The 22,902-nt window shown below is 69.6% G+C and carries 23 protein-coding genes; 8 read left to right on the forward strand and 15 right to left on the reverse strand.

Features of this window, described 5'->3' with window-relative positions; genetic code table 11:
- Positions 1-12: 12 nt before the first annotated feature.
- Positions 13-2,907, forward strand: a complete 2,895-nt coding sequence (locus BLS81_RS08300; RefSeq protein ID WP_176787086.1) for a DUF2339 domain-containing protein — start codon at positions 13-15, stop codon at positions 2,905-2,907.
- On the opposite strand, the gene BLS81_RS08305 is transcribed toward BLS81_RS08300, so the two are convergent.
- A complete protein-coding gene (locus BLS81_RS08305; protein WP_093223032.1) occupies positions 2,858-3,325 on the reverse strand; it encodes a DUF6456 domain-containing protein in 468 nt (155 codons plus the stop codon). The two genes, BLS81_RS08300 and BLS81_RS08305, sit on opposite strands and share 50 nt — an antisense overlap.
- An 88-nt stretch (positions 3,326-3,413) precedes the next feature.
- Here BLS81_RS08305 and BLS81_RS08310 point away from each other — a divergent pair, with 88 nt between their 5' ends.
- Positions 3,414-3,989: a helix-turn-helix domain-containing protein gene (locus tag BLS81_RS08310; RefSeq protein WP_093223033.1), complete on the forward strand. Its 576-nt coding sequence runs from the start codon at positions 3,414-3,416 to the stop codon at positions 3,987-3,989.
- Positions 3,990-4,064: 75 nt separating this feature from the next.
- On the opposite strand, the gene ftsH is transcribed toward BLS81_RS08310, so the two are convergent.
- From ftsH to BLS81_RS08335, 5 genes are all read right to left on the reverse strand, one after another.
- Positions 4,065-6,029, reverse strand: coding sequence for an ATP-dependent zinc metalloprotease FtsH (gene ftsH / locus BLS81_RS08315; protein ID WP_093223035.1), 1,965 nt, complete (start codon positions 6,027-6,029; stop codon positions 4,065-4,067).
- 69 nt (positions 6,030-6,098) lie between these two features.
- Entirely contained in the window at positions 6,099-7,070 is a 972-nt protein-coding gene (gene tilS / locus BLS81_RS08320) for a tRNA lysidine(34) synthetase TilS (protein ID WP_256326139.1), read from the reverse strand.
- Position 7,071: 1 nt separating this feature from the next.
- Entirely contained in the window at positions 7,072-8,049 is a 978-nt protein-coding gene (locus tag BLS81_RS08325; protein WP_093223038.1) for a tetratricopeptide repeat protein, read from the reverse strand.
- A gap of 65 nt (positions 8,050-8,114) precedes the next feature.
- On the reverse strand, positions 8,115-9,065 hold the full coding sequence (locus tag BLS81_RS08330) for a helix-turn-helix domain-containing protein (protein WP_093223040.1): 951 nt from the start codon (positions 9,063-9,065) through the stop codon (positions 8,115-8,117).
- Between the two features lie 124 nt (positions 9,066-9,189).
- The gene (locus BLS81_RS08335) at positions 9,190-11,016 is read right to left on the reverse strand and encodes an ABCB family ABC transporter ATP-binding protein/permease (protein WP_176787087.1); all 1,827 of its coding nucleotides are present in this window, start codon (positions 11,014-11,016) and stop codon (positions 9,190-9,192) included.
- Between the two features lie 125 nt (positions 11,017-11,141).
- On the opposite strand from BLS81_RS08335, the gene BLS81_RS08340 reads away from it, so the two are divergent.
- Positions 11,142-11,372: a hypothetical protein gene (locus BLS81_RS08340; protein WP_093223041.1), complete on the forward strand. Its 231-nt coding sequence runs from the start codon at positions 11,142-11,144 to the stop codon at positions 11,370-11,372.
- Positions 11,373-11,690: 318 nt separating this feature from the next.
- Here BLS81_RS08340 and BLS81_RS08345 read toward each other — a convergent pair whose 3' ends face one another.
- The gene (locus BLS81_RS08345; protein ID WP_093223043.1) at positions 11,691-13,004 is read right to left on the reverse strand and encodes a hemolysin family protein; all 1,314 of its coding nucleotides are present in this window, start codon (positions 13,002-13,004) and stop codon (positions 11,691-11,693) included.
- Positions 13,005-13,152: 148 nt separating this feature from the next.
- On the opposite strand from BLS81_RS08345, the gene BLS81_RS08350 reads away from it, so the two are divergent.
- Complete coding sequence (locus BLS81_RS08350) at positions 13,153-13,830, forward strand: YiaD family glycine zipper/OmpA-like lipoprotein (protein ID WP_093223044.1); 678 nt, start codon at positions 13,153-13,155, stop codon at positions 13,828-13,830.
- A 22-nt stretch (positions 13,831-13,852) separates the two neighbouring features.
- Here the strand turns inward: BLS81_RS08350 and BLS81_RS08355 are convergent, their stop codons facing one another.
- Both BLS81_RS08355 and BLS81_RS08360 read right to left on the reverse strand, forming a co-directional pair.
- The gene (locus tag BLS81_RS08355) at positions 13,853-14,281 is read right to left on the reverse strand and encodes a nucleoside deaminase (RefSeq protein WP_093223685.1); all 429 of its coding nucleotides are present in this window, start codon (positions 14,279-14,281) and stop codon (positions 13,853-13,855) included.
- A gap of 59 nt (positions 14,282-14,340) precedes the next feature.
- Positions 14,341-14,625 (reverse strand): hypothetical protein, encoded by a 285-nt coding sequence (locus tag BLS81_RS08360; protein WP_093223046.1) that lies wholly within the window; start codon positions 14,623-14,625, stop codon positions 14,341-14,343.
- A 176-nt stretch (positions 14,626-14,801) separates the two neighbouring features.
- On the opposite strand from BLS81_RS08360, the gene rpmB reads away from it, so the two are divergent.
- Complete coding sequence (rpmB, locus tag BLS81_RS08365; RefSeq protein ID WP_093223047.1) at positions 14,802-15,101, forward strand: 50S ribosomal protein L28; 300 nt, start codon at positions 14,802-14,804, stop codon at positions 15,099-15,101.
- A 6-nt stretch (positions 15,102-15,107) separates the two neighbouring features.
- Here the strand turns inward: rpmB and BLS81_RS08370 are convergent, their stop codons facing one another.
- Positions 15,108-16,124, reverse strand: coding sequence for an esterase-like activity of phytase family protein (locus BLS81_RS08370; RefSeq protein ID WP_093223687.1), 1,017 nt, complete (start codon positions 16,122-16,124; stop codon positions 15,108-15,110).
- Between the two features lie 168 nt (positions 16,125-16,292).
- On the opposite strand from BLS81_RS08370, the gene BLS81_RS08375 reads away from it, so the two are divergent.
- Positions 16,293-16,709, forward strand: a complete 417-nt coding sequence (locus BLS81_RS08375) for a glycine zipper 2TM domain-containing protein (protein ID WP_093223049.1) — start codon at positions 16,293-16,295, stop codon at positions 16,707-16,709.
- A 294-nt stretch (positions 16,710-17,003) separates the two neighbouring features.
- On the opposite strand, the gene BLS81_RS08380 is transcribed toward BLS81_RS08375, so the two are convergent.
- Complete coding sequence (locus BLS81_RS08380) at positions 17,004-17,405, reverse strand: DUF1489 family protein (RefSeq protein ID WP_093223050.1); 402 nt, start codon at positions 17,403-17,405, stop codon at positions 17,004-17,006.
- Between the two features lie 25 nt (positions 17,406-17,430).
- Positions 17,431-18,852 carry a magnesium transporter gene (gene mgtE, locus BLS81_RS08385; RefSeq protein WP_093223052.1) on the reverse strand — a complete coding sequence of 474 codons (1,422 nt, stop codon included), beginning with the start codon at positions 18,850-18,852 and terminating at the stop codon, positions 17,431-17,433.
- Positions 18,853-18,990: 138 nt separating this feature from the next.
- Between mgtE and BLS81_RS08390 the strand changes: the two genes are divergently transcribed.
- On the forward strand, positions 18,991-19,446 hold the full coding sequence (locus tag BLS81_RS08390) for a peptidylprolyl isomerase (RefSeq protein WP_093223053.1): 456 nt from the start codon (positions 18,991-18,993) through the stop codon (positions 19,444-19,446).
- Positions 19,447-19,566: 120 nt separating this feature from the next.
- On the forward strand, positions 19,567-20,637 hold the full coding sequence (locus tag BLS81_RS08395) for an MBL fold metallo-hydrolase (RefSeq protein ID WP_093223055.1): 1,071 nt from the start codon (positions 19,567-19,569) through the stop codon (positions 20,635-20,637).
- Between the two features lie 26 nt (positions 20,638-20,663).
- On the opposite strand, the gene BLS81_RS08400 is transcribed toward BLS81_RS08395, so the two are convergent.
- The 3 genes from BLS81_RS08400 to BLS81_RS08410 form a co-directional block, all read right to left on the reverse strand.
- Complete coding sequence (locus BLS81_RS08400; RefSeq protein WP_093223056.1) at positions 20,664-21,047, reverse strand: VOC family protein; 384 nt, start codon at positions 21,045-21,047, stop codon at positions 20,664-20,666.
- Positions 21,040-21,495: a MarR family winged helix-turn-helix transcriptional regulator gene (locus BLS81_RS08405; protein ID WP_093223058.1), complete on the reverse strand. Its 456-nt coding sequence runs from the start codon at positions 21,493-21,495 to the stop codon at positions 21,040-21,042. The genes BLS81_RS08400 and BLS81_RS08405 overlap by 8 nt, the downstream gene beginning before the upstream one ends.
- 286 nt (positions 21,496-21,781) lie before the next feature.
- The gene (locus BLS81_RS08410) at positions 21,782-22,672 is read right to left on the reverse strand and encodes a LysR substrate-binding domain-containing protein (RefSeq protein WP_093223060.1); all 891 of its coding nucleotides are present in this window, start codon (positions 22,670-22,672) and stop codon (positions 21,782-21,784) included.
- Positions 22,673-22,902 lie beyond the last annotated feature (230 nt).

Below are 22,902 nucleotides of genomic sequence, written 5' to 3' on the forward strand. Positions count from 1 at the left end.
CATGGAGCGACGATGACCGAAGTGTTGCTGATCGCGGTCGTCGTGCTGGGGTTGATGGTCCGCAACCTGCTCATGCGCGTGCGCGCTCTGGAGACCGAGGTGCTCGACCTGCGGCGCGATGAGACGGCGCGCGAGCCCATGGTGGCGCCCGAGCATCGGGCCGGGCGCGCGTCCGCCCGCGTGCGGTTGCCCGAGGGGCCGATCAAGGTCGCGCCAACGGAGACGATCGCGCCACCGCTCCCCGAGGCCGCCGTGCCGCCCCCCGAATCCGTGCCGCCGCCGCGCCGTGCGCCCCAGCCGGCGCGGATCAGCTTCGAGAGCATTGTCGGCGGCAAGCTGCCGATCTGGATCGGCGGTGCGGCGCTGGTGCTGTCGGCGTTCTTCCTTGTGCGCTATTCGATCGAGAGCGGATTGCTCGGGCCGGCCGCGCGCACGTCGCTCGCCGGGCTGTTCGGCCTGTTGCTGATCGCGGGCAGCGAGGTTGCGCGCCGTCTGCCCGCCACCCGCGACGATCCGCGTGTCGGCCAGGTGCTGGCGGGTGCGGGCACCGCCAGCCTGTACGCGGCGCTGTATGTCGGCGCGGCCTTGTATCACCTGATCGGCACCGCGCCGGCGTTCGCGCTGATGGCGGCGGTGACGCTGGCGGCGCTGGGCCTCGCGTTGCGGCATGGTTCGCCGACCGCGATCATGGCGCTGATCGGCGGCTTTGTCGCACCGTTGCTGGCGGGTTTGGGCGCTGGCGGGGTCGGGCCGCTGCTCGTGTATCTCGCGCTGTTGATCGCGGCCTTGTTCGGCCTGGCGATCCGGCGCGGCTGGGCGTGGCTGGCGCTGGCGGCGTGCGGCGGCGGCTTCGCTTGGGCGAACCTGCTGATCGCGATGATGCCGGGCGGGGCGCTTGCCGGTGTGGGCGGTTTCGTGCTGTTGCTCGCGGTCGGCGCGACGCTGGCGTTGCCGGGCGCCGGGGCATCCTCGCGGCGGCCGTGGCTGCGGCTCGTGCCGCTGGTCGCCGGGTTCGTGCAATTGCTGGTGCTGGCGCCGGCGCTCGATTTCTCCGGCCTGTCGTGGGGATTGTATCTGCTGCTGAGCGCGGCGGCGCTGTGGCTCGGCTGGCGCGATTCCAAACTGGCGCCCGGCGCGGGCGCCGCGCTCGCGCTGGTGTTGATGCTGCTCGCGGCGGCCTTGCTTCAGCCCGTGCATGGCGCAGCCGCGTGGGCGGCGGTGGCGATCACGGTGCTGTTCGCGGTGCCCGGCCATGTCTTGCTCCGGCAGAGCGCGCTTTGGGCGATGATCGCGGTCGGCGGAACCGCCGGACCGGCGCTGGTGAGCATCGTCTTCGCCCCGTCGCTGCTCGCGCCGGTGGTTTGGGGTGCGCTGCTGTTCGCGCTCGCGCTCGCTTGTGCCGCGATCAGTTGGCGCGCGCGCACCGCGGCGAATCCGCTCCTGCGGGTTTCGCCCGACCTCGTCGGCGGTGCGGCGGCGGCGGCTTTGCTCGCGGGCGTCGCGGCGGGGGAGGTGCTGCCCGATCCGTGGCGCTGGCCGGCGTGGCTCGCGATCGGCGTCGCGCTGGCGGGCTGGTCGAGGCGGGCGGGGGACGCCGCGCTGGGCCGGCTCGCGATGGCGCCGGCGTTGGCGACCGCCGCCGCCGTCGTACTGACCAGCGACGCGGCGCGGGCGTATGTGGCGAGTGTCCTCACGGCGGCACCGGCGCCGCCGGTCGCGGATCTGCTCGCGCTTGGGGTGTTGCCGGCGGGGATGATCGCGGCGACCGGTTGGCTGCTGACCGATCGGATCGGCCGCGCTCTGCTGGGCTGGATCGGCTTGGCGATCGGGCTGTCGCTGTTGCCGGCCGCCCTTCCCGCGCCGTGGCATGCGGCCGGACTCGGACTGGCCACGGCACTCGTCATCGCAGCGCGGCTGCCGCTGCCGGGCGCGGGCGTGGCGGCCGGTGTCGCGACGCTGGCGTTCGCGTGGCATCCGCTCGCCGATCTGCTCCGGCTCGTCGGCTGGTCGATCCTCGGCGATCGTCTGCCGTTCCTGCTGCTCCCGCCGATCGCGACGATCCTGCGCGAGCTGACGCTGCCGGCCGCGCTGATCGCGGGGGCGCTGGCGTGGCGGCGGCCGATCGCGCCCGCGTGGCGGCGGCGGGCGATCCTCGCGGTGGCGGCGGTCGGCATCGTCACGCTCTACGCGCTCGCCAAGCAGCCGCTCGCGATCGGCGATGCCGCGCGCTTCACGGCGCTCGGCATGGCGGAGCGGGTCGCCATCACACAGGCATTCCTGGCTGCGGCCTGGGCGATGCGGGCGCGGCAGCCCGTTTTGTCGCGGGCGCTGCTGGTGGTCGGGCTCGCGCGGTTCGTGTGGTTCGACCTGCTGATCCTCGATCCGGCGTTCGTGGCGCAGGCGGTGGGCGCGGTGCCGGTGTTCAATCTGGCGACGCTCGATGCCGCGCCGATCGCGGCGTGGCTGTGGCCGTGGCGGAACGATCGTCGCGGCCTGATCGCCTTGCTGGCGGCGGTGCTGGTCGCGGTGGCGGCGGCGGTCCGGCAGGCCGCGCATGGCACGATCCTGACCGGAGCGGTCGACCGCACGGAGACCTGGCTCTATTCGGCGGCGCTGCTCGGGCTGGCGATCATGTGGCTGGGGATCGGCATTCGCGACCGCGCCGCCGACCTGCGCGTCGCGGGGCTGGCGCTGCTGACGGCGGTGACGCTGAAGGTGTTCCTGATCGACGCCGCCGCGCTCGAAGGGATTTTGCGCATCCTGTCGTTCATGGGGCTGGGCTTCGCGCTGATCGGGATCGGCTGGGCATATCGCCGGCTCGTGGGGAGCGAGCCGGCGCAAACATCGCTAACGTCGTCTATGACGACAGCCGGTAGTGCGCCGCCAGCCGGTCCAGCGCGAGGGTGAGGACGAGGCGGCCGGCGCGGGTCGGCCAGCCGAGCGCCTTCTCGGCGGCGGGGAGCGCTTCGCCGGCGCAGATGACGCGCCAGAGGATGTCGGAGAGCCCCGGCCCGGCCGCCGCGACCGCCGCGTCGAAGCGGCGCTTGGCGGCGATCCGCGCGGTTGTTGGATCGAGGCCGCCGGCCGCACCGCCATCGACGCGCGGCGCCCAGCGCATCGTGACGGCGGGCGCGAGCGCCGCCGTTTCGTAATCGTCGCGGAGCCGCTCGCCCGCCTCGAACTGGCGCGCATCGACCAGCCCGCGCGCGCGCAGCCAGCCGAGCGGCGACTCGGCGACGTTGACGGTCACGCTGCGTCCGCGCCGGCTAACCGTCTCACTTCGCACGCCATCCGCGTCGATTGCCTGTTCCACCCGCTCACGCATTGAAATTCCTCCTGAATACAATAGGAAGCGGGTGGCACGGCGATGCCGCTGTAGGACAGGGGAAAACCAACGTGGTTCATTACACCCGATGATAACCGCCATTCGCGAGGTTCGACGCGCCAAGGGGATGACGCTCGAGGATGTCGCGCGCGCGTGCTCGCCGGCCACCACGGCGCAGACGATCGGACGGCTGGAGACGGGCACGCGCACCGTATCGGTCGCGTGGCTCAACCGGATCGCGGCGGCGCTCGGCGTGACGGCGGCGGACCTCGTGCGCTTGCCCGACCGGGCCGACATTCCGGTCGCGGCGGTGATCGAGGCGGGCGGGGCGCACGCGCCGCGCCGCCCGGCGAGCGTCGTCGCGCCCGCCGCCGCGCCGGGGCTGATCGCGGTGACGGTGGCGGCCGGAATCGGCGATTACCGCGCGGGGGACGAGATCTGGTGCGAGCGGCTGGCGCCCGAGGCGTTCGCGACCGCGCTCAACCGCGACGTGCTGGTGCCGAAGCCGGCGGGGCGGTTCGTGTTCGGGCGGCTGATCGGGCAGGAGCGCGACGAGGAGGGTGCGCGGTTGCAGATCCTGCCGTTCGAGCCGCGCGCGCGCCCGCAGCTCGTGACGAACCCGCCGTGGATCGCGCGCGCGGTGCGGCTGTCGCGCGCGCTGTAGGACGCGGGGCGCGGGTGATCGTGCGGGGACGGGACGGGCCACCCGGCGGACGAACCGCCGGGTGGCCCCAAAATCTCACGCCGGCAGCGGGTTGCCGAACGGGCCGGGCCCCTTGCCACGGCGCGTCTTGGGGATCGAGGTGCCGCTGCTCGGCAGCACCACGGTCGGCGCGTTGCTGTCGGGGCGGTCGAGATCCTCGCCGGCGATCAGGCGCTTGATGTCCTCGCCGGTGAGCGTCTCGAGTTCGAGCAGCGCATTGGCGATGAGGTGCAACTGATCGATATGGTCGGTCAGGATCTGGCGCGCGCGCTCCAGCCCCTGTTCGACGAAGCGCTTGACCTCGCTGTCGATCAGCCGCGCGGTCTCGTCCGACATCGCCTTGCCGGCACGCGGCGCGGCATAGCCGGTGAAGCTGTCCTCGCTATCGCTGAAGTCGAGCGGGCCGAGCCGGTCGGACAGGCCCCACTTCGTCACCATCGCGCGCGCGAGCCGAGTCGCCTGCATGATGTCGTTCGAGGCGCCCGAGCTGACCTTGTCGAAGCCGAACACCAGCTCTTCCGCGATGCGGCCACCGAACGCCACGGCGATATCGGCGTGCATCTTGTCGCGGTGATAGCTGTAGGTGTCGCGTTCGGGCAGCGGCTGGACCATGCCCAGCGCGAAGCCGCGCGGGATGATCGTCGCCTTGTGGATCGGATCCGCGGTCGGCTCGTGCGCGAAGACGAGCGCGTGGCCGGCTTCGTGATAGGCGGTCATCCGCTTCTCGTCGTCGGTCATCACCATCGAACGGCGCTCGGCACCCATCATCACCTTGTCGCGCGCGTCGTCGAACTCGGCGGCGGCGACGAGCCGCTTGCCGCGCCGCGCCGCGAGCAACGCGGCCTCGTTGACGAGGTTGGCGAGATCGGCGCCCGAGAAGCCGGGCGTGCCGCGCGCGATGGTGCGCGGATCGACGTCGAGCGCGAGCGGCACCTTCTTCATATGAACCTGGAGGATCTTGACGCGGCCCTCGATGTCAGGACGCGGCACCTGCACCTGGCGATCGAACCGGCCCGGACGCAGCAGCGCCGGATCGAGCACGTCGGGGCGGTTGGTCGCCGCGATGATGATGATGCCTTCGTTGGCCTCGAACCCGTCCATCTCGACCAGCAACTGGTTGAGCGTCTGTTCGCGCTCGTCATTGCCGTTGCCGAGCCCTGCGCCGCGATGGCGGCCGACCGCATCGATCTCGTCGATGAAGACGATGCACGGCGCCGATTTCTTGGCCTGTTCGAACATGTCGCGCACGCGGCTCGCGCCGACGCCGACGAACATCTCGACGAAGTCAGAACCCGAGATGGTGAAGAACGGCACGCCCGCCTCGCCCGCGATGGCGCGCGCGAGCAAGGTCTTGCCGGTGCCGGGCGAGCCGACCAGCAACGCGCCCTTGGGGATCTTGCCGCCGAGGCGGGCGAATTTGGTCGGATCCTTCAGGAACTCGACGATCTCCTGCAATTCCTCGCGCGCCTCGTCGATGCCGGCGACATCGTCGAACGTCACCTTGCCGTCGCGCTGCGTGAGCATCTTGGCGCGGCTCTTGCCGAAGCCCATCGCGCCCGAGCCGGAGCCCTTCTGCATCTGGCGCAACACGAAATAGGCGATGCCGAGGAACAACAGGAACGGCAGCGACTGCATCAGCATGATCTGCCAGAAGGGCGAGCCTTCATCGGGCTTGGCGTTGATCTCGACGCCGGCCTTACGCAGCCGGTCGGTCAACTGCAGATCGGACGGGATCGCATAGGTGCGGAACTTGCTGCCATCGGTCTGCGTGCCGGTGATGACCTCACCCGCGACGTTGACGTCCTTGATGGTATGCGATTCGACCTTATCCAGAAACGCCGAATATGCGATCGTGTTGTTGCCGTTCGCGACGTCGCGCGTGTCGAGCAACATGACGAACATCGCAAGCGCGACCAGGATGCCGACCCAGATCAGCAGGCTCTTCATCCAGGGATTACCGCCCCCATTGTCGGGGCCGGGCCGCTTGTCGTTATCGTTCATGGATACGCTACCTTTCGAACGTCCAAGATAAGCAGCCTGATGTTAATGGCAATGGAACAGAGCCATTACTTACGCCGATTGGTGTGATCGGCGTGGCGGGGCGGGGCCGAATCGCCAGATTTCGCGCGCCGGGGCGGCGAGGACGCGCCCCTGCGTCGCGCGTTTGCCCGATTCGAGCGATTCGAGCAGCGACTCGATATTGTCGGTGGCGGTCGCCGGGTCGATCGCGCGGAGCGCGCGCGCAGCGAGGCGGCGGCGAATCTCGCGCGGCAGGCCGGCGACGGTGACCGCCACCGCGCCGGGCGTTTCCGCCGCGCGCTGCGCCCAGAAGATTTCGGTGAGCGCGGCGAGCGCATCCTCGGCCTCGGCGGCGTGGGCGGCGGCGGCGGCGAGGCGGAGCGGATCGAGCCAGTCGATCGCGGCGAGCGTCGCGCGGACGCGGGCGCGTTCGAACACGGGATCGCGGTTGCTCGGATCATCGACGAACGGCACGGCGGCGGCGGCGGCGATCGCGCGCAGCTCGGCGCGCCGCCATCCGAGCAGCGGGCGGATGATCGGCGGGGCGCCCGGCTGGCGCGCGCGGATGCCGGCCAGCCCCGCCACGCCCGAGCCGCGCGCGGCGCGCATCAAGAAGGTCTCGGCCTGGTCGTCGGCGTGATGCGCGGTGAGCAGCGCGGCGCAGCCGGCCTGCGCGGCCCAGCGCAGCAGCAGCGCGTAGCGGCGCGCGCGCGCCCAGGCGTGGAGGTTGCCGGTGGCGGGGCGCGGCTCGGCGATGGCGAGCGTCGCATGGGGCACGCCGAGCGTGGCGCAATGCGCGGCGACCATCGCCGCCTCGTCGGCGCTCGCCGCGCGCAGCGCGTGATCGACCGTCGCCGCCGTCACCCGGCCGGGAAACGCCGCCGCCGCGAGCGCGAGCATCCCCATGCTGTCCGGCCCGCCCGAGACCGCCAGCGCCAGCCGGCGCCCGCCGACCGGCGCGCCGAGCAGCCGTTCGCAATCCGCCCCGAACCGCGCGACCGGCGCCGGTTCGAGCGCGATCACATCACGCGCATTTCGATTGCGCCTTGGCGCGCGTGACATCGCCCTTCATCGCGTCGCTGAGCTTGGCGCCATAGACATCCTCGAGCTCGCGATAGACCTTGCAGACATCCGCCGCGGGCTTGCCGAGCCGGACCAGCGACTGGCCGAGATAATAGAGGCTGTCGGGCGCGCGCTCGCCATCGGGCCATTTCTTGTAATTGTCGTAGAAGGCGAGGCTGGCGAGGCTCGGCTTGCCGTCTTCGAGATAGGAGCGGCCGAGCAGGTTCTGCGCGTAGCTCGCGCGCTTGTGCTTGGGGTAGGTGGCGGTGACGAGCTTGAACTGCGCCTCGGCCTCCGGGTACATTTTCGCCTGCCACAGCCGGTAGCCGTAGAGATAGGCGTCCTCGGCCGCGTCGCCCGTTTTTGGGCGCTCGATCGCGGCGAGCTGCTTCTGGCGCGCGGGATCGGTGGTGGGGGGCGCGCCGTCGTCGGCCTCGGCGGTCTTGCCCGGGCGCGCGGCGGGCTGCTTGACGCCGGCGCCGGGCTTGCTGCCGGCGCGGGGCGGCGGCGTGTCGGACGTGTCGGCGATCGGCGCGGGCGAACCGGCGCCCGCAGCGGCATCCTCGAGCGCCTTGATGCGCGCGTCGGTGCTGCGCTTATAGGCGTTGAACGCATCCTCGAGCACCTGTGTGCGGTGCTGCGTCGTCTCGATCTGGCCGGTGATGCCGGTCAACTGGCTCTCGAGCGCGTTGACGCGCGCGGTGAGATCGGACAGCGGGCTGCCCGACGGGCTGCCGGGGATATCCTCGGGCGCGGCGGGTTTGATCTCGGGTTCGAGATATTGGCCGGCGCCGCCCGGAAAGACCTTGCGCTGGACCGCGCGCATCTCGCTTTCGAGCTTGCCGACGCGGCTCTCGACCGCCGAGGCCTGGCCGAACGCCGGGGCCGCCGCGCACGCGCCGCCCGCCAGCAGAACCCAGGCCAAAATCCGTCTACGCATTCCCATCCCTCGCAAGTCCGCTGCCGCTCGCTATAGCTCTAAGCCACGCCGCCTGTCGCCAGCCTTTACGGAGCCGGCGTCGCGGCGGGTGCCGGCGGTGCCGATGCGGGCGCGGCGATGTTGAGCGCCGCCGCGTTCGCTTCCGCCGCGCTCTCGCGGTGGCGCGGGGTCGCGCGCGGGGCGGGCCGGGCGGCGGGGCTGGCGGCGGCGAGCGGGGTCGCGGCCGCCACCGGCGCGGCGGCGGTGCCGCGCGCGAGCAGCGCCGTGGCGCTGATCGGCACGTCCTTGATCGGAACCCTGCCGTCGCCCAGCGCGGGCACCGCGCTGCCGTTGACGGTGACGGTGAGCTTGTCGGGGCGGCCGACGTTGATCATCAGCCCGGCCCGGTCCTGCGGCACCGCATAGCTGTCGCCGGGCTTCAGCGTGTTCTCATAGACCGTGCCGTCACGGTCGTAGATGCGCAGCCACACGTCGTCCTTGGCGGTGAGCGTGACTTGGCCGCCGGCCGGCACGGGCGCCGGCGTCGCCGGGGCCTCGGGCACGGCGGTCTGCGCGGCGGTGTCGGTCGCGGCGGCGGGCGCGGCGCTGTCGCCGCGGAACCAGGTGGTGCCGAACCACAGCCCGGCGGCGATCAGCAGCAGCAGCGCGAGCGCGACGCCGACCACCGCGACGAGCCCGCTCGGCTCGCGCTTGGGCTCGTCGGGTTCGTAGGCGACATATTCGGTGCGGCGCACCGCGGGCTGGTGCGTGTTCTGCGCGCGGACATCGCGCGCGATCGCGACCTCGTCGGCGCCGACCGCGCGCGCATAGGCCTTGGCGAAGCCGACCGAATAGGTGATCGAGGGGAGCGCGGCGTAATTGCCGTCCTCGATCGCCTGAAGCTGGCGCAGCGGCACGCGGGTGCGCGCGGCGACCTCGTCGAGCGAGAGGCCCTGCGCCTCGCGGGCTTCGCGCAAACGCTCTCCGGGGGTGCGGGGGAGCGGCTTGGCCGGTTCCACCGGTTCGGCGTCGGTCATTCACAGTCTCCGGCGCAGGCGGTTGCAACCTTGATTACCCTGCGCGTAACGATCCGCCTGTTGCACCAGCGCACGCGCCAGCGCAACGGGCCGAACGTCGTAGCGAGGCGTTTCAGCGACGCGGTTATTCGGCGGCGAGCGCTTCCTCGGCGCGTTCCTGCGCCTGCCGGTTCCACATCTCGGCATAGAGGCCGTCGCGGCGCAGCAGTTCGGCGTGGGTGCCGCGTTCCTTGACCTCGCCCGCCTCGAGCACGACGATCTCGTCGGCGTGGACCACGGTGGAGAGGCGGTGCGCGATGACGATGGTGGTGCGCCCGCGTTCGATCGCCTGGAGCGTGTCGAGGATTTCGCCCTCGGTGCGGCTGTCGAGCGCGGAGGTGGCCTCGTCGAGGATCAGGATCGGCGGATCCTTGAGCAGGGTGCGCGCGATCGCGACGCGCTGCTTCTCGCCGCCCGAAAGCTTGAGCCCGCGCTCGCCGACGCGCGTTTCATAGCCCTGCGGCTGGCGTTCGATGAAGCCCGCGATCGCGGCGCCGCGCGCGGCGGCCTCGATCTCGGTCTCGCTCGCGCCTTCGCGACCGTAAGCGATGTTGTAGCCGATCGTGTCGTTGAATAGCACCGTATCCTGGGGGACGATGCCGATCGCGGCGCGCAGGCTCGCCTGCGTCACCTGCGCGATATCCTGCCCGTCGATGGTGATGCGGCCGCCGGTGAGATCGTAGAACCGGTACATCAGCCGCGCGAGCGTCGACTTGCCGGCGCCCGACGGGCCGACCACGGCGAGCGTGGTGCCGGCTGGAATGTCGAGATCGACGCCCTTGAGGATCGGCTGGCCCGCATCATAGCCGAAGCGCACGTTCTCGAAGCGGACATGCCCGCGCGCCACCGCCAGCGGCGGCGCGCCCCGGGGATCGATCACCTCGCTCGGCGTGTCGACCAGATCGAACATCGCGCCCATGTCGAGCACGCCCTGGCGGATCGTGCGATACACCATGCCGAGCAGATCGAGCGGGCGGAACAACTGGCTGAGCAGCGTCGACACCAGCACGACGTTGCCGGCGGTGAAGCGGCCCTGGCTCCAGCCGATCACGACGAGCAGCATGCCCCCCGCCATCATCAGATTGGTGATCGCGGCTTGGCCGACGTTGAGCCAGGCCAGCGAATTCTCCGATTTGACCGCCGCATTGGCATAGAGCGCCATCGCCCGGTCGTAGCGCTTCGCCTCGCGTTCCTCGGCGCCGAAATATTTGACCGTTTCGAAGTTGAGCAGCGAATCGACCGCATGCGCGACCGCGCCGGTATCGAGATCGTTCATCCGCGTGCGCAGCGCGGCGCGCCAATCGGTGACGGCGCGGGTGAACCAGATATAGACGCCGACCATCACCAAAGTGCCGGCGACCAGCCACACTCCGAACTTGGTCCAGAAGATGCCGATCACGAGCGCGAGTTCGAGGACGGTCGGCGCGATGTTGAACAGCAGGAAATAGAGCATCGTGTCGATGCTCTTGGTGCCGCGCTCGACCACCTTGGTGACCGCGCCGGTGCGGCGTTCGAGGTGGAAGCGCAGGCTGAGCTGGTGGAGATGGCGGAACACCGTCGCCGCCAGCCGCCGCGTGGCATCCTGCCCGACGCGCTCGAACACCGCGTTGCGCAGGTTGTCGAACACCACCGAGCCGAAACGCGCGGCGGCATAGCCGACGACCATCAGGCAGACGAGCGTGGTGAGATCGGGCGCGGGGCGGTGCCCGGCCATGCCGTCGATCGCGCCTTGCAGCGCGAACGGCGCGCCATAGACCTGGACCAGCTTGGACGCGATGACGAGCAGCATCGCCGCGACGATGCGCAGCTTCAGCGCGGGCGCGCCGGCGGGCCATAGATAGGGCAGGAAGCGGCGCAGCGTCGGCAGCAGCGGGCGCTCGCGCGCGTCGGAGGTGAAGGTTTCGGGAGGCATCGTGACCGAATGTAGGCGTGGTCAAGCCGTATCGGAAGCGTCTCATGGAACCAGCGGCCCGCCCGGTCGCTTTACCTCCTGATGGCGGGCCGGCGAGACCGCCCCCAAGCGAACCGGAGGCGTTCATGGAACCGCTCTTCTACGTCATGGCGATCCTGGGCTGCGGCGACGGCAGCGCGCAATGCGCGCAGACGCGGATCGAGACCGTGCAATATCGCTCGATCGAACAATGCCAGGCAGCGATGCCGGCGGTGCTGGCGCGCAACAGCGACCTCGACTATCCGGTCGTCTCGGCGGCATGCCAGGCGAAGGGGGAGCGGCTCGCGCAGAACCACGGCACCCGCGCGCACGGCTGATTGTTCCGGCGCGGCGCGACGCTATAGCTCCGCTGGCGGTGCGGGCGCATCGCAAGCCGTATCCGGGTGAGGCTTTGCTGGGGTGACCGTGTGCGGGCATGCCCCGTTCCGTTCGTCCCGAGCGAAGTCGAGGGAGGCGTGCAGGCGCAATGTGCCTCGACTTCGCTCGGCACGAACGGTTGGGGCTGGGCTTTTCTCGCGTCTCTGCCGTCGCCCCGGCGCAGGCCGGGGCCGTTGCGTTTTGGGCAACCGGGTCGCCACATCATGCAGCGGCCCCGGCCTGCGCCGGGGCGACGGTTAGGGGCGGCTCACCTGCGCTTACGCCCGACTCACCAGCAATTTGTCGATGCGGCGGCCGTCGAGATCGACGACTTCGAATTTCCAGCCCTGTTCAGTGAAATGCTCGCCCTCACCGGGCAGGTGGCGGAACTTGGCGAGCGCGAGGCCGGCGACGGTGGCGTAATCGCGGTCTTCGGGCAGGTCGATGCACAGCCGCTCGGCGAGCGCGTCGGCGGCCATGTGGCCGGCGACGAGCAGCGAGCCGTCGTCGCGCTCCACCACCGAGGGTTCGTCGTCGGGATCGGCATCGGAGGCGAATTCGCCCGCGATCGCGGCGAGCAGATCGGCGGGGGTGACGATGCCTTCGAAATGGCCATATTCGTCGTGGATCAGCGCCATCGGCACCTCGGCCTGGCGCAGCGCGTCGAGCGCGTCCATCGCGTCGATCTGATCGAGCACCACCGGCGCCGAACGCATCAGCGCGCGCAGATCGAGCGGTTCGCCGCGAAACAGCGCGACCGCCACGTCGCGCGCCTGCACCACGCCGACGACCTTGTCGACCGAGCCTTCCGCCACCGGCAGCCGGCTGTGCGAGGCGACCATCAAGGCGGCGCGCACGCCGGCCTCGTCGCCACGATCACTCAGCGTCGCGTCGATCCATTCGACATCGGTGCGCGGGGTCATCACCTCGCGCACCGGCCGGTCGGCCAGCCGCACCACGCCCGAGATGATCGAGCGTTCATGCTCCTCGATCACGCCCGACTTGCTCGCCTCGGCGACGATGAGGTGGAGTTCCTCGGCGGTGACATGCTCCTCGGTCTTGCGATCGAGCCGCATCAGCCGGAACAGCAGCGCGCTCGACGAATCGAGCAGCCACACCACCGGCGCGGTCCCCCAGGCGAGCGCCAGCACCGGCCCCGCCGCCATCGCCGCGATCCGTTCGGGCGCGCGCAGCGCGATCTGCTTGGGGACGAGTTCGCCGATCACGAGCGAGGCATAGGTGGTGAGCCCGATCACCAGCGCGAAACCGAGCGATTCGGTGGTCTGCGGGGGCAGGCCGAGCCATTGCAGCCGCGCCGCGACCGGCTGGCCCAGGCTCGCGCCCGAATAGGCGCCGGCGAGGATGCCGATCAGCGTGATGCCGATCTGCGTGGTCGACAGGATCTTGCCGGGATCGGCGGCGAGCCTGAGCGCGGTCTCGGCGCCGCGCACCCTGGCGCGGGCCATCGCCTCCAGCCGGGCGCGCCGCGCCGAGACGATCGCGAGTTCGGACATCGCGAACAGGCCGTTCAGGACGATCAACGCGACGATGATCGCGACGTCGATCCACGGGAAGGGAGAGAGAGGGTGCATGGCGCCATACCCCCTTTGACGCGAATCGCGTCGCTTCACAACCGCCGCGCGCACGATCAATTCGCTTGCGGAACAGACGCGGGAGCGGAATGGTTGGGCGGTACGGGCCGGTGGCGGGTGCCGCCGGGAAGGAAAGGGACCGATCATCATGCGCCATGCCGCGCGCTTCACCACCGTCGCGGCGCTCGCCGCGCTGCTCGCCACCACCGGCTGCGTCACCGATCCCGAAACCGGGCGGCAGCATCTTTCGAACACCGCGATCGGCGGGATCGGCGGCGCGCTCGGCGGCTATCTGCTCGGCGATCTCGTCGGCGGGCGGCACGACCGCACCGCCAAGATCGCGGGCGCGGGGATCGGCGGGCTCGCCGGCGCGGCGATCGGATCGTATATGGACAAGCAGGAGCGCGACCTGCGCGAGCGCACCGCCGGCACCGAGGTCCGCGTGATCCGGCGGGGCGACGACCTGATCCTCAGCATCCCTTCGGGAATCAACTTCGCCTATAACAGCGACACGGTCGCGCCGGCGTTCCAGCACACGCTCGACGATGTCGCGCGGGTGCTTGGGCAATATGACCGGACCTATATCGACATCTACGGCCATACCGATGCGATCGGATCGGACGCGTACAACCAGGGACTGTCCGAACGGCGCGCGGTGGCGGTGGCGGATTACCTCGTCACGCACGGGGTGAACGGCGCGCGCATCGCGACGCGCGGCTTCGGCAAGACCCAGCCGATCGCCAACAACGAGACCGAGGAGGGTCGAGCGGCCAATCGGCGCGTGGAGATCAAGATCGTCCCGATCCCGGAGAGCGATCTGCGCTGATCGTCCCCGCGCGCGGGGACGATCAGCGGCGCCGCGCGAAGAAGTCGCGGAGCAGCGCCGCCGCCTCGCGCTCGGCGATGCCGGGGTAGATTTCCGGGCGGTGGTGGATCGTGGGATGCGTGAACAGGCGCGGGCCGTGCTCGACCGCGCCGCCCTTCGGATCGCCCGCGCCATAATAGAGCCGGGCGATGCGCGCGTGGGCGATCGCGCCCGCGCACATCGCGCAGGGCTCCAACGTCACCCACAGGTCGCAGTCGCCGAGCCGGTCGTCGCCGATCGCTTGCGCGGCGGCGCGGATCGCGAGCATCTCGGCATGCGCGGTGGGATCGTGGCGGGTGCGGGGCGCGTTGGCGGAGGTGGCGATGACCGTGCCGGCGCGCACGATCGCGGCGCCGACCGGCACCTCCCCGCGCGCGGCGGCGGCGGCGGCGGCATCGAGCGCGGCGCGCATCGGGGGCGGGACCGGGAACATCATCGCCCCATGCCCCGCCGGCCGCGCGCGCGACAAGGTTATTCGGCGGCGGCGTTGCTGGTGCCGTCACCCGGCTTGTTCATATGGATGGTCGGCACCGCGATCGTCTTCTGCGTGGTGCCGACGGTGGGCACATCGACCACCTTCTCCTTGGTGCCGACCGACAGCGTCGCGACATTGGCGCTGACCGCCGGGGCGGTGCCGCCATCGACATGGACGCTCGGCAGGCTGCCGGGGCGGGTCTGGAACGACAGCAGGCCGAGCGAGACCATCGCGACGACGATGACGGCGGCGATGCCGATCAGGGCTAACAGGAAACGCATCAACACTCTCCCCACGGAACGATCGAATCGATATCGTAACCAACGCGGGGCCTGGCGGATCGTTGCATCGCCCCAGGAGCGGGCGGCGAGCGCGCGCTGAATCGGTTGACCTGCCCGGACAACCCCGTTATGCGCCTGCGCCTTCACGGGATCACCCCAGCTTTCAGGAATACATCATGTCGCGGATTTGCGAACTGACCGGCAAGGGCCGGATGGTGGGGAACAATGTCTCCCACGCCAACAACAAGACCAAGCGCACCTTCCTGCCGAACCTGCAGAACGTCACCCTGATGTCCGAAGCGCTCGGCACCAGCGTCAAGCTGCGCGTCTCGACGCACGGCCTGCGCTCGGTCGAGCATGTCGGCGGGCTCGACAACTGGCTGGTCAAGACCAGCGAGGACAAGCTCTCGCTGCGCGCGCGTCGCCTCAAGCGCGATGTCGCCAAGAAGCTCTCCTCGGCGCAGGCCGCCGCCTGATCCGCTTCACGGCCGGGCGCTCCCTGGAGTGCCCGGCGCGTCGAGCCTGAACTTCAGCAGCAGACTGCGCTGAAGCACGGACTGGTTGTCATCGGACACCAGCCATAGAATCGTGCGCCCGCCCTCGCGCGTCGCGGCGATCCCCTCGAAATTCTCATGGACCAGCGGCGGCGCCAGCGTCGCGATCTCGCGTCCGCGCACCACCGCGCCCGGGCGAATCGCGCCGCGGTCTATCACCACCAGCGTGTTGGTGAAGGTGAAGGGCAGCGTGAAGCGGCGGTTGAGTACGATCAGCCGGCCATCGGGCAGCACCGTCATGTCGCTCGGATCGGAGCGCGCGGGCGGGATATAGCTGAAGCGGTAGCCGCGATTGGGCTCACGCACCGGATCGCCGGTGAAGCGAAACGCCGCGCGGCCCGTGCCACCCGGCCACGGCGCTTGCTCGCCGATCGCGATCGCGCCGCCGCCCCAGCCGGCGCGGGGCAGGAAGGTGAACGATTCGGCGCCTTCGTTGCCCGGCCATCCCGCCATCGCGCGCGGGGCCGCCGCGCCGAGCGCGCGGCGCAGGTCGGGCGTGTAGCGCCACAGCATGTTGCTGTTCTCGAAGCCCGCGACGACGCTGCCGTCGCGGGGATCGACGCCCATCGATTCGCTGTCGCGGTCGACCTTGGCCCAGCCGGTGCCGGGGCCGGCGGGAAGATCGCCGAACGCGATCGCGCGCGGGCGCCAATCCGGGCCGAGCGTGAACTGCACGATATTGCCGCCGTCGCTGAGCAGCGTGACGCGGTGGCCGCGCGCGACGTGGAGCGCGGAGAAGCCGCCGAACGCCCGATCGGGGCTGGTGAGCCGCACGCCGCCGAGCCACACCAGCGCGCCGACCCTGCTCCGCGCCGGATGCGCCGCGTCGAGCGCGATCGGGGCGGCGCGGACGACCGCGCGCTTGCCCATCAGCGGCAGGCGCGGCTCGCCCATCCAGTCCGGGACGAAGAGCAGCATCAGCAGACAGGACAGGACCACGCGCATCGCGCCAGCCGTGAGCGATGCCGCGACACGGCGCAACGCTTTCCAACGATGAACAAAGGATAACGGACGCGTTCAGTCTCGGCTCAAAGCGACTCGGTCATACCGGCATGATCGAAGGACGCGGCGCATCGCCGCCGCCGTTTCGAGCCGGATTTCGGGAGAAGGACGATGATGAAGAAAGTTTCGCTCGCCGCTGCCGCCCTCGCGATGACCGCCGGTGGCCTGGCGGCCGCGCCGGCCTCGGCCCAATATTACGGCGATGGCCGTTACGACCGCGCCTATAACGATGCCTATCGTGACGGCTACAATCGTGGCCCGTCCTATTATTATCAGGATCGCGGCGGCTATTACGACGGCCGTGGGTACGATCGCGGCTATGATCGCGGCTATTACAACCGCCGCTACCGGTCGAACCAGTGCAGCAGCGCGACCGGCACGATCCTCGGCGCGATCGCGGGCGGTCTGCTCGGCAACAGCATCGCGGGCCGTGGCGATCGCGGGGTCGGCACCGTTCTCGGCGCGGGCGCGGGCGCACTGGCGGGCCGCGCGATCGATCAGTCGGACAACCCACGCTACTGCCGCTGACGGAGCGAGGCGCGGGTTTCCGCCGTCGCTACGCCCCCGGAACGATTTTCGCGCTCATGCGCTTAACAGGCTTCTTCCCGTGTGGCGTATCGGGACGGAGCGGAGGGCCGGCGCGGCGACGCGCCGGCCGTCTAGCCGCTCACGCGTTACCCCGTGTTGCGTTGGGGGTCGAAGGGACCGGCGCGTGTATTGGCGCCGGTCCCTTCTTGTATTTGGTGGGCGCGCAGCTCGTCCCATGCGGGACATGGCCGCGGCGCAGGTGCGTCGCCTTCGCCGGGCCGAGCGGGCGGCAGATCAGATCAGCGCCAGCGCGCTCAGTTTGGCGCTCAGTGCCGCCGGCATCGCGTCCGCGTCGTGATCGCCGTCTCCGAAGTCGGCGGGCGCATCCTCGGCTTCGAGATAGCGCCAGCCCTGATGCGCGCGCTTGGGGCGCGGCTGGACGCGCACGAGCGGCCCGAGCAGGATCGCGACGCGGCCGCCCTCCGCCTCGCCGAAGCCGAGGATCGGCGAGCGCGCGACCAGCATGTGTTTCAAGATCCAGAACAAAGATCCCTCGCCGGCGATCTCCTCATGGCGCTTGGGCAGGTAGCGCGTGGTCAGGAACACCGGCCCCGCCTCGGCGCGCTCGCGCAGGCGCGCTTCGAGATGCGCGTAACTGGTCGCCCCGAACGCAACCTTGGTGAGATGCAATGCCATCCCGGCCCATCTGGCCACGACCGGCCTAGCTGCCAAGACCCCACAAAGTCGCGAGCCCGAGAAACGAGAAAAACCCCATCACATCAGTCATCGTCGTGACGAACACCGCCGAGGACACGGCGGGATCGACATCGAGCCGGTCGAGCGTCACCGGCACCAGCACGCCCGCCAGCCCGGCGACGAGATTGTTGATGATCATCGCCAGCCCGATCACCACGGCGAGCGCGGGATTGCCGAAGATCAGCAACGTGCCCGCCCCGATCAGCAGCCCGAGCATCGCGCCGTTGGCGGCGGCGATGCGGAATTCGCGCAGGATCATGCGGATCGTGTTCGATTCGGTGAGCTGGTTGGTGGCGAGCGCGCGCACCACCACCGCCAACGTCTGCGTGCCGGCGTTGCCGCCCATGCCCGACACGATCGGCATCAGCACCGCGAGCAGCGCGAACCGGCCGATCTCGCCCTGGAACAGCCCAACCACGGAGGCGGCGAGGATCGCGGTGCCGAGATTGACCACCAGCCAGGTGATCCGCGTCCGCACCGTCAGCAGGATCGGCTCGTTGATGTCGCCTTCCCCCGCGCCCGACAGCCGCAGGATATCCTCGCCCGCTTCCTGCTGGATGATGTGGACGACGTCGTCGACCGTTATCATGCCGACCAGCCGGCCGCTGAGATCGACCACCGCCGCCGAGATCAGCGCATATTTCTGAAAGCGCAGCGCGACCTCTTCCTGGTCCATGTCGACCGGGATGAGCGTCTGCTCGCGCTGCATCACGTCGCTGATCGCGATGTTGCGCGGCGTGCGCAGGATCCAGGAAAGCTTGCACGTGCCGACCGGCTTGTGGCCGGGATCGACGACGTAGATTTCCCAGAAGTCGGTGGTCAGTTCCTCGTGCCGCCGCAGGTAATCGAGCGTATCGCCGACGGTCCAATGTTCGGGCACCGCGATCAGCTCGCGCTGCATCAGGCGGCCGGCGGATTCTTCCGGGTAGCTCAGCGCCTCCTCGATCGCGGCGCGATCGTCGGGGTCGAGTGCGCGCAGCACCTCGCGCTGATCCTCGGCGTCCATGTCCTCGATGATCGCGACCGCGTCGTCGGTATCGAGTTCGGCGGCGATGTCGGCGATCTCGTGCGGCTCGAGCGCGTCGATCAGATCCTCGCGGACGTAATCGTTCATCTCGGCGAACACGTCGGCGTCGAGCAGATCGGTGATCGCCTTGGCGAGATCGGCGCGGTCTTCGTGCGGCGTCAGCTCGAACAGATCGGCGATGTCGGCGGGGTGGAGCGGCTCGACCAGCGCGCGCGCACCCTCGGCATCGCCTTCGTACACCGCGTCGAGCACGGCGCGGACGAATTCGGGCTTTAGCCGGTCGTCCTCGTCGAGCTGGGCGACCTCGCCGGTCTCGATCGCGGCCTCGTCCTCGGGCCGGGGCAGTTCGGTGTCGCTCATGGATTCGCCTCCCTGCCCGATTGGCGTCCGGATCAACGGCTCCTAACGCGGCGAGTCGCCAAAGCCAACGCCCGCGCGTTTGCATGACGCGATTGTCAGGGCTAGGGCCGGGCACCCGATCAAGACAAGGATTGCAGGATGGCCGATACTCCCGAAACGCTGACGCTGACGCTCGAAACCGGCGACGTCACGATCAAGCTCCGCCCCGATCTCGCGCCCAAGCACGTCGCGCGCATCGCCGAACTGGCCAACGAAGGCTTTTACGATGGCGTGGTGTTCCACCGCGTGATCCCCGGCTTCATGGCGCAGGGCGGTGATCCCTCGGGCACCGGCATGCGCGGCTCGGACAAGCCGAACCTGCCCGCCGAATTCTCGAAGGAGCCGCATGTCCGCGGCGTCGCCTCGATGGCGCGCACCAACGATCCCAACAGCGCGAACAGCCAGTTCTTCATCTGCTTCGACGACGCGCGCTTCCTCGACGGCCAGTACACCGTCTGGGGCGAAGTGACCTCGGGCATGGAGCATGTCGACGCGCTCCCCAAGGGCGAGCCGCCCCGCGCGCCCGGCAAGATCGTCAAGGCACGCGCGGCCTAACCTCTACCGGCCCTCTTCCCGCCTGCGGGGAGAGGGCCATGCCCCTCGTGACGGCGGCACCTCACTGTTCCCTCGTGCGCGAATATGGCACCATGCCGCGACGAAGCAGCGGGGTGTGTCATGGAATGGAACCGCCGATCTCTGCTGGCGCTGGCCGGCGCGGCACTGGTGCCCGGCTTTCCGGTTTTCGGTGCGGCCACGCTCTCGGTGCCGGCGGTGGACCGTCTCCACCTCACCGTCCTGATCGACAGCACCACGAGCGTGTTCGGCGGCGCGATCACCCGGCCCGATATCCGCATCGTGCCCCCGCCGATCACCGCGGATTATCACACCGCCTTCGCCGGCCAATGGGGCTATTCGCTTCTCGCCCGGTCGTCGGCGGCCGGGGCGGCGCGCACGACGCTGATCGATTTCGGCTACACCTCTGCCGCGCCGCTCAACAACATGGCGCTTCTTGATATCGCGCCCGGCACGATCGACGCGATGGTGCTGAGCCACGGCCATTACGACCATTTCGGCGGCCTCGACGGCTTGCTCGCGAGCGGCACGGTGCGGCGCGGCACGCCGCTATTCGTCGGCGGCGAGGAGGCGTTTTGCGCGCGCATCCGGGGCACCGCTCCCGACGGCTCATCCTTCGGCGCTATCGATCGCGCGATGATCGCCAAGGCCGGGATCGATCTGATCGTTTCCGGTGATCCCCGGATCGTGGCCGGGCAGGGCTTCACGACGGGTTCGATTCCCTTCGTCTCGCCAGAGCGCCCGCGCGTGCCGACCGGCATGCTGCCCGGTCAAAACTGCGAGCGTAGCCTGCTCGACTCCGCCAAGCGCGACAAGAACTTCGTGGTCGATGATGCGGAGCACGAACTGGGAACGGCCTTCAACGTCGCCGGGCGCGGCCTCGTCGTGATCGGCTCGTGCAGCCACCGTGGCATCATCAACACCGTCCGCCGCGCGCAGGCGGTGTCGGGCATCGACAAGGTCCACGCGATCGTTGGCGGTTTTCATCTCGTGCCGCCGCAGACTCGCGATCAGGCGCTGGAGACGGTCGCGCTGATGCAGGCGATCAACCCGGACTATATCATTCCCGGCCATTGCTCCGGCGAAACCTTCATCGCCGCCGCACTGGCCGCCATGCCGGACAAGGTGATCCGGTCGATCGTCGGCGCGAGCTATATCTTCGGGGCGGCTTGAGGTCGGCTACGCGAAGCGAGAGCCGACTATCCCGCAAAGGCGATGAGGTTGCCGCCGGGATCGCGGAGGATGAACATCTGCGCGCCCCACGGCTCACGCTTGAGGCGCTGATGCCACGCGACGCCGGCGGAGTCGAAGCTGTGTGCCAGCGCCTCGATGCCCTGAACGGTCACGGTCGCCGAAAGCGCATCGGCTTCGCGCTCCCGGAAGCCGTCCGCGAACACGGCATTGTCCGTGTGCCGCAGGTTGAGGCAAGCGCCGCCGCGCCGGACCTGCGCGTAGAAGGGCGGATCGCCGTGTACGAACGTGAGCGTGAAGCCGAGGCGATCGACATAGAAGGCGCACGCCGCGCCCAAATCCGGCACGAAAAGCTGTGGTTCGGCCGCGATCAGATGTGGTTCTTCATTCATGGTCGTCCTCCTTCGTGTCGCCGGCGAGCCGGAGCATCACATCGGATGCGGCAAGCAGCGTTCGACGATCGGCATCATCGAGGTGATGGAACATGGCATCTGCCAACCACGCCCGGCGTCGCGTCATCGCCCGGTGCAAAGCGAAGGCGCCGGCATCGGTCAGGGCTATCAGGTGGCGGCGACGATCGGCCGGATCGGTCGGCCGTTCGATAAACCGGCGATCTTCCAGTCGAACCAGCAGGCGGCTCAGCGATTGAGGCTGCAATCCCTCGCCGCGTGCGAGCGCCACCGCGCTCATCGGGCCTTGCCGATGCAGCGATGCGAGCAGCGCCAAGCCGCCGCCCGTGACCTCGCCGTCCAAAGCCGGTCGTCGCAACCGGCGGGCAAGGCGGAGCACCGCCCGCACGATCTTGGCCTCGTCCGCTTCGTGGCTATCCGCACCGCTCATTTAATATGCATTGCGTACTATATTTGAACTGTCAAGCTCGGGCGAGCTCGCGGTCGGGACGGATACATGGGTCGGTCTAAGGTGTGCGGATATCCCTCAGCCGCGCGCAATCGGCCTCGCCGAACGCTGCTCCTGAAGACTTCGCCCGGAGTTGCCGATCGGACATGGAGAACGAGCCGCTCCGAAAACGAGAGCTCGCGTGCGCTTGCGGTGTCACGATCCGGTCGCAACGGATCGGTGCCGCCCAACGCGTGTGCGATTCAGGCGGCGCCGGCCGCTGGTTCCGCTAAACGCTCGGATCGGCGATCGCCGTCACCAGCCAGTCGTGGAACAGTTTGACCGGCCGCTGCAGCATCGCGCGTGGGCGACAGGCGAACCAATAGCTGTACGGGCTTTCGATCTCGATATCGAACAATCGCACCAGCCGGGGGTCGCGCGCATCCTCGAAATGGCTTTCGTGCATGAACGCGACGCCGAGCCCCTGCGCGGCCGCCTCCAGCATCAGCGGCCCCGAATCGAAATGGTCGATCGCGAGCGGGGGCGTGTTCTCCAGCCCTGCCGCGGCGCGGAACTCGGTGAACAGATCGGGCATGTCCTTGTGGACGAGCGCGGTCAGCCCGGCGAGCTGTTCGGGCCGGGTCACCGGATTGGCGCCTTCGAGCATCGCCCTGGCGCCGATCACGTAGATCGAGTTGCGGTCGAGCCGTTTGCCGTACAGCGCCGGGTCCATCTCGCGCGCGAGCGCGATCACCGCGTCGAGCCCCTCGCCGAGCCGGGCGAAGCCGTGGCCGGCGGTGTCGATATCCAGATGCAGCTCGGGATGTTTGGCGCGCAGGTCGGCAAGCTTGGGGAACAGCCGCTGCGAGGCGAACAGCGGCATGATGCCGAGCCGCAGCCGCAGCATTTCGGTGCCGCTGGTCATGATCTCGACCGCGTCGGAGAGGCTGTCGAGCGCGGGCGCGATCTGTTGGAGCAGGCGTTCGCCATCGGCGTTGAGCACCACCGCCTGATGCCGCCGCTCGAACAGCGGCTTGCCGATGAAGCGTTCGAGCGCCTGGACGCGGCGGCTGAGCGCGGGCGCGGACAGCGCGAGTTCCTGCGACGCGGCCTTGATCGAGCCGAGCCGCGCGACCTGAACAAACGCCTCGATCGCGGTCAGGGGTGGCAGTCTGCGCATCGAACTCCCGGTTCCTTGTGCAGCGCAACATAATTGCTCTGGATCGAATCTACCACCCTCATCATGCAAAAAGCGAGTCGCGATTGCAATTTCTGCATCCCAAGACAATCTCTTCGCACTTGCACAAGATCGCGCTGCGACGCACATAGCGGGTGCCTTTCAGGCATCCTCTCCTAAAACTTTCACGGCCAGCCCTTCGGGGCTGGCCTTTTTTTGTCCGCGCGCCGCGC

It is taken from the genome of Sphingomonas sp. NFR15, from assembly GCF_900103265.1.
Taxonomy (GTDB): Bacteria; Pseudomonadota; Alphaproteobacteria; order Sphingomonadales; family Sphingomonadaceae; genus Sphingomonas; species Sphingomonas pollutisoli.

What these genes read in the sequence shown, in the direction of transcription:
- BLS81_RS08300 (WP_176787086.1), top strand. Translation starts at nt 13, where the DNA reads ATGACCGAAGTGTTGCTGATCGCGGTCGTCGTGCTGGGGTTGATGGTC.
- BLS81_RS08305 (WP_093223032.1), bottom strand. Translation starts at nt 3,325, where the DNA reads ATGCGTGAGCGGGTGGAACAGGCAATCGACGCGGATGGCGTGCGAAGT.
- BLS81_RS08310 (WP_093223033.1), top strand. Translation starts at nt 3,414, where the DNA reads ATGATAACCGCCATTCGCGAGGTTCGACGCGCCAAGGGGATGACGCTC.
- ftsH (WP_093223035.1), bottom strand. Translation starts at nt 6,029, where the DNA reads ATGAACGATAACGACAAGCGGCCCGGCCCCGACAATGGGGGCGGTAAT.
- BLS81_RS08325 (WP_093223038.1), bottom strand. Translation starts at nt 8,049, where the DNA reads ATGCGTAGACGGATTTTGGCCTGGGTTCTGCTGGCGGGCGGCGCGTGC.
- BLS81_RS08330 (WP_093223040.1), bottom strand. Translation starts at nt 9,065, where the DNA reads ATGACCGACGCCGAACCGGTGGAACCGGCCAAGCCGCTCCCCCGCACC.
- BLS81_RS08335 (WP_176787087.1), bottom strand. Translation starts at nt 11,016, where the DNA reads ATGCCTCCCGAAACCTTCACCTCCGACGCGCGCGAGCGCCCGCTGCTG.
- BLS81_RS08340 (WP_093223041.1), top strand. Translation starts at nt 11,142, where the DNA reads ATGGAACCGCTCTTCTACGTCATGGCGATCCTGGGCTGCGGCGACGGC.
- BLS81_RS08345 (WP_093223043.1), bottom strand. Translation starts at nt 13,004, where the DNA reads ATGCACCCTCTCTCTCCCTTCCCGTGGATCGACGTCGCGATCATCGTC.
- BLS81_RS08350 (WP_093223044.1), top strand. Translation starts at nt 13,153, where the DNA reads ATGCGCCATGCCGCGCGCTTCACCACCGTCGCGGCGCTCGCCGCGCTG.
- BLS81_RS08355 (WP_093223685.1), bottom strand. Translation starts at nt 14,281, where the DNA reads ATGCGCGCCGCGCTCGATGCCGCCGCCGCCGCCGCCGCGCGCGGGGAG.
- BLS81_RS08360 (WP_093223046.1), bottom strand. Translation starts at nt 14,625, where the DNA reads ATGCGTTTCCTGTTAGCCCTGATCGGCATCGCCGCCGTCATCGTCGTC.
- rpmB (WP_093223047.1), top strand. Translation starts at nt 14,802, where the DNA reads ATGTCGCGGATTTGCGAACTGACCGGCAAGGGCCGGATGGTGGGGAAC.
- BLS81_RS08370 (WP_093223687.1), bottom strand. Translation starts at nt 16,124, where the DNA reads ATGCGCGTGGTCCTGTCCTGTCTGCTGATGCTGCTCTTCGTCCCGGAC.
- BLS81_RS08375 (WP_093223049.1), top strand. Translation starts at nt 16,293, where the DNA reads ATGATGAAGAAAGTTTCGCTCGCCGCTGCCGCCCTCGCGATGACCGCC.
- BLS81_RS08380 (WP_093223050.1), bottom strand. Translation starts at nt 17,405, where the DNA reads ATGGCATTGCATCTCACCAAGGTTGCGTTCGGGGCGACCAGTTACGCG.
- mgtE (WP_093223052.1), bottom strand. Translation starts at nt 18,852, where the DNA reads ATGAGCGACACCGAACTGCCCCGGCCCGAGGACGAGGCCGCGATCGAG.
- BLS81_RS08390 (WP_093223053.1), top strand. Translation starts at nt 18,991, where the DNA reads ATGGCCGATACTCCCGAAACGCTGACGCTGACGCTCGAAACCGGCGAC.
- BLS81_RS08395 (WP_093223055.1), top strand. Translation starts at nt 19,567, where the DNA reads ATGGAATGGAACCGCCGATCTCTGCTGGCGCTGGCCGGCGCGGCACTG.
- BLS81_RS08400 (WP_093223056.1), bottom strand. Translation starts at nt 21,047, where the DNA reads ATGAATGAAGAACCACATCTGATCGCGGCCGAACCACAGCTTTTCGTG.
- BLS81_RS08405 (WP_093223058.1), bottom strand. Translation starts at nt 21,495, where the DNA reads ATGAGCGGTGCGGATAGCCACGAAGCGGACGAGGCCAAGATCGTGCGG.
- BLS81_RS08410 (WP_093223060.1), bottom strand. Translation starts at nt 22,672, where the DNA reads ATGCGCAGACTGCCACCCCTGACCGCGATCGAGGCGTTTGTTCAGGTC.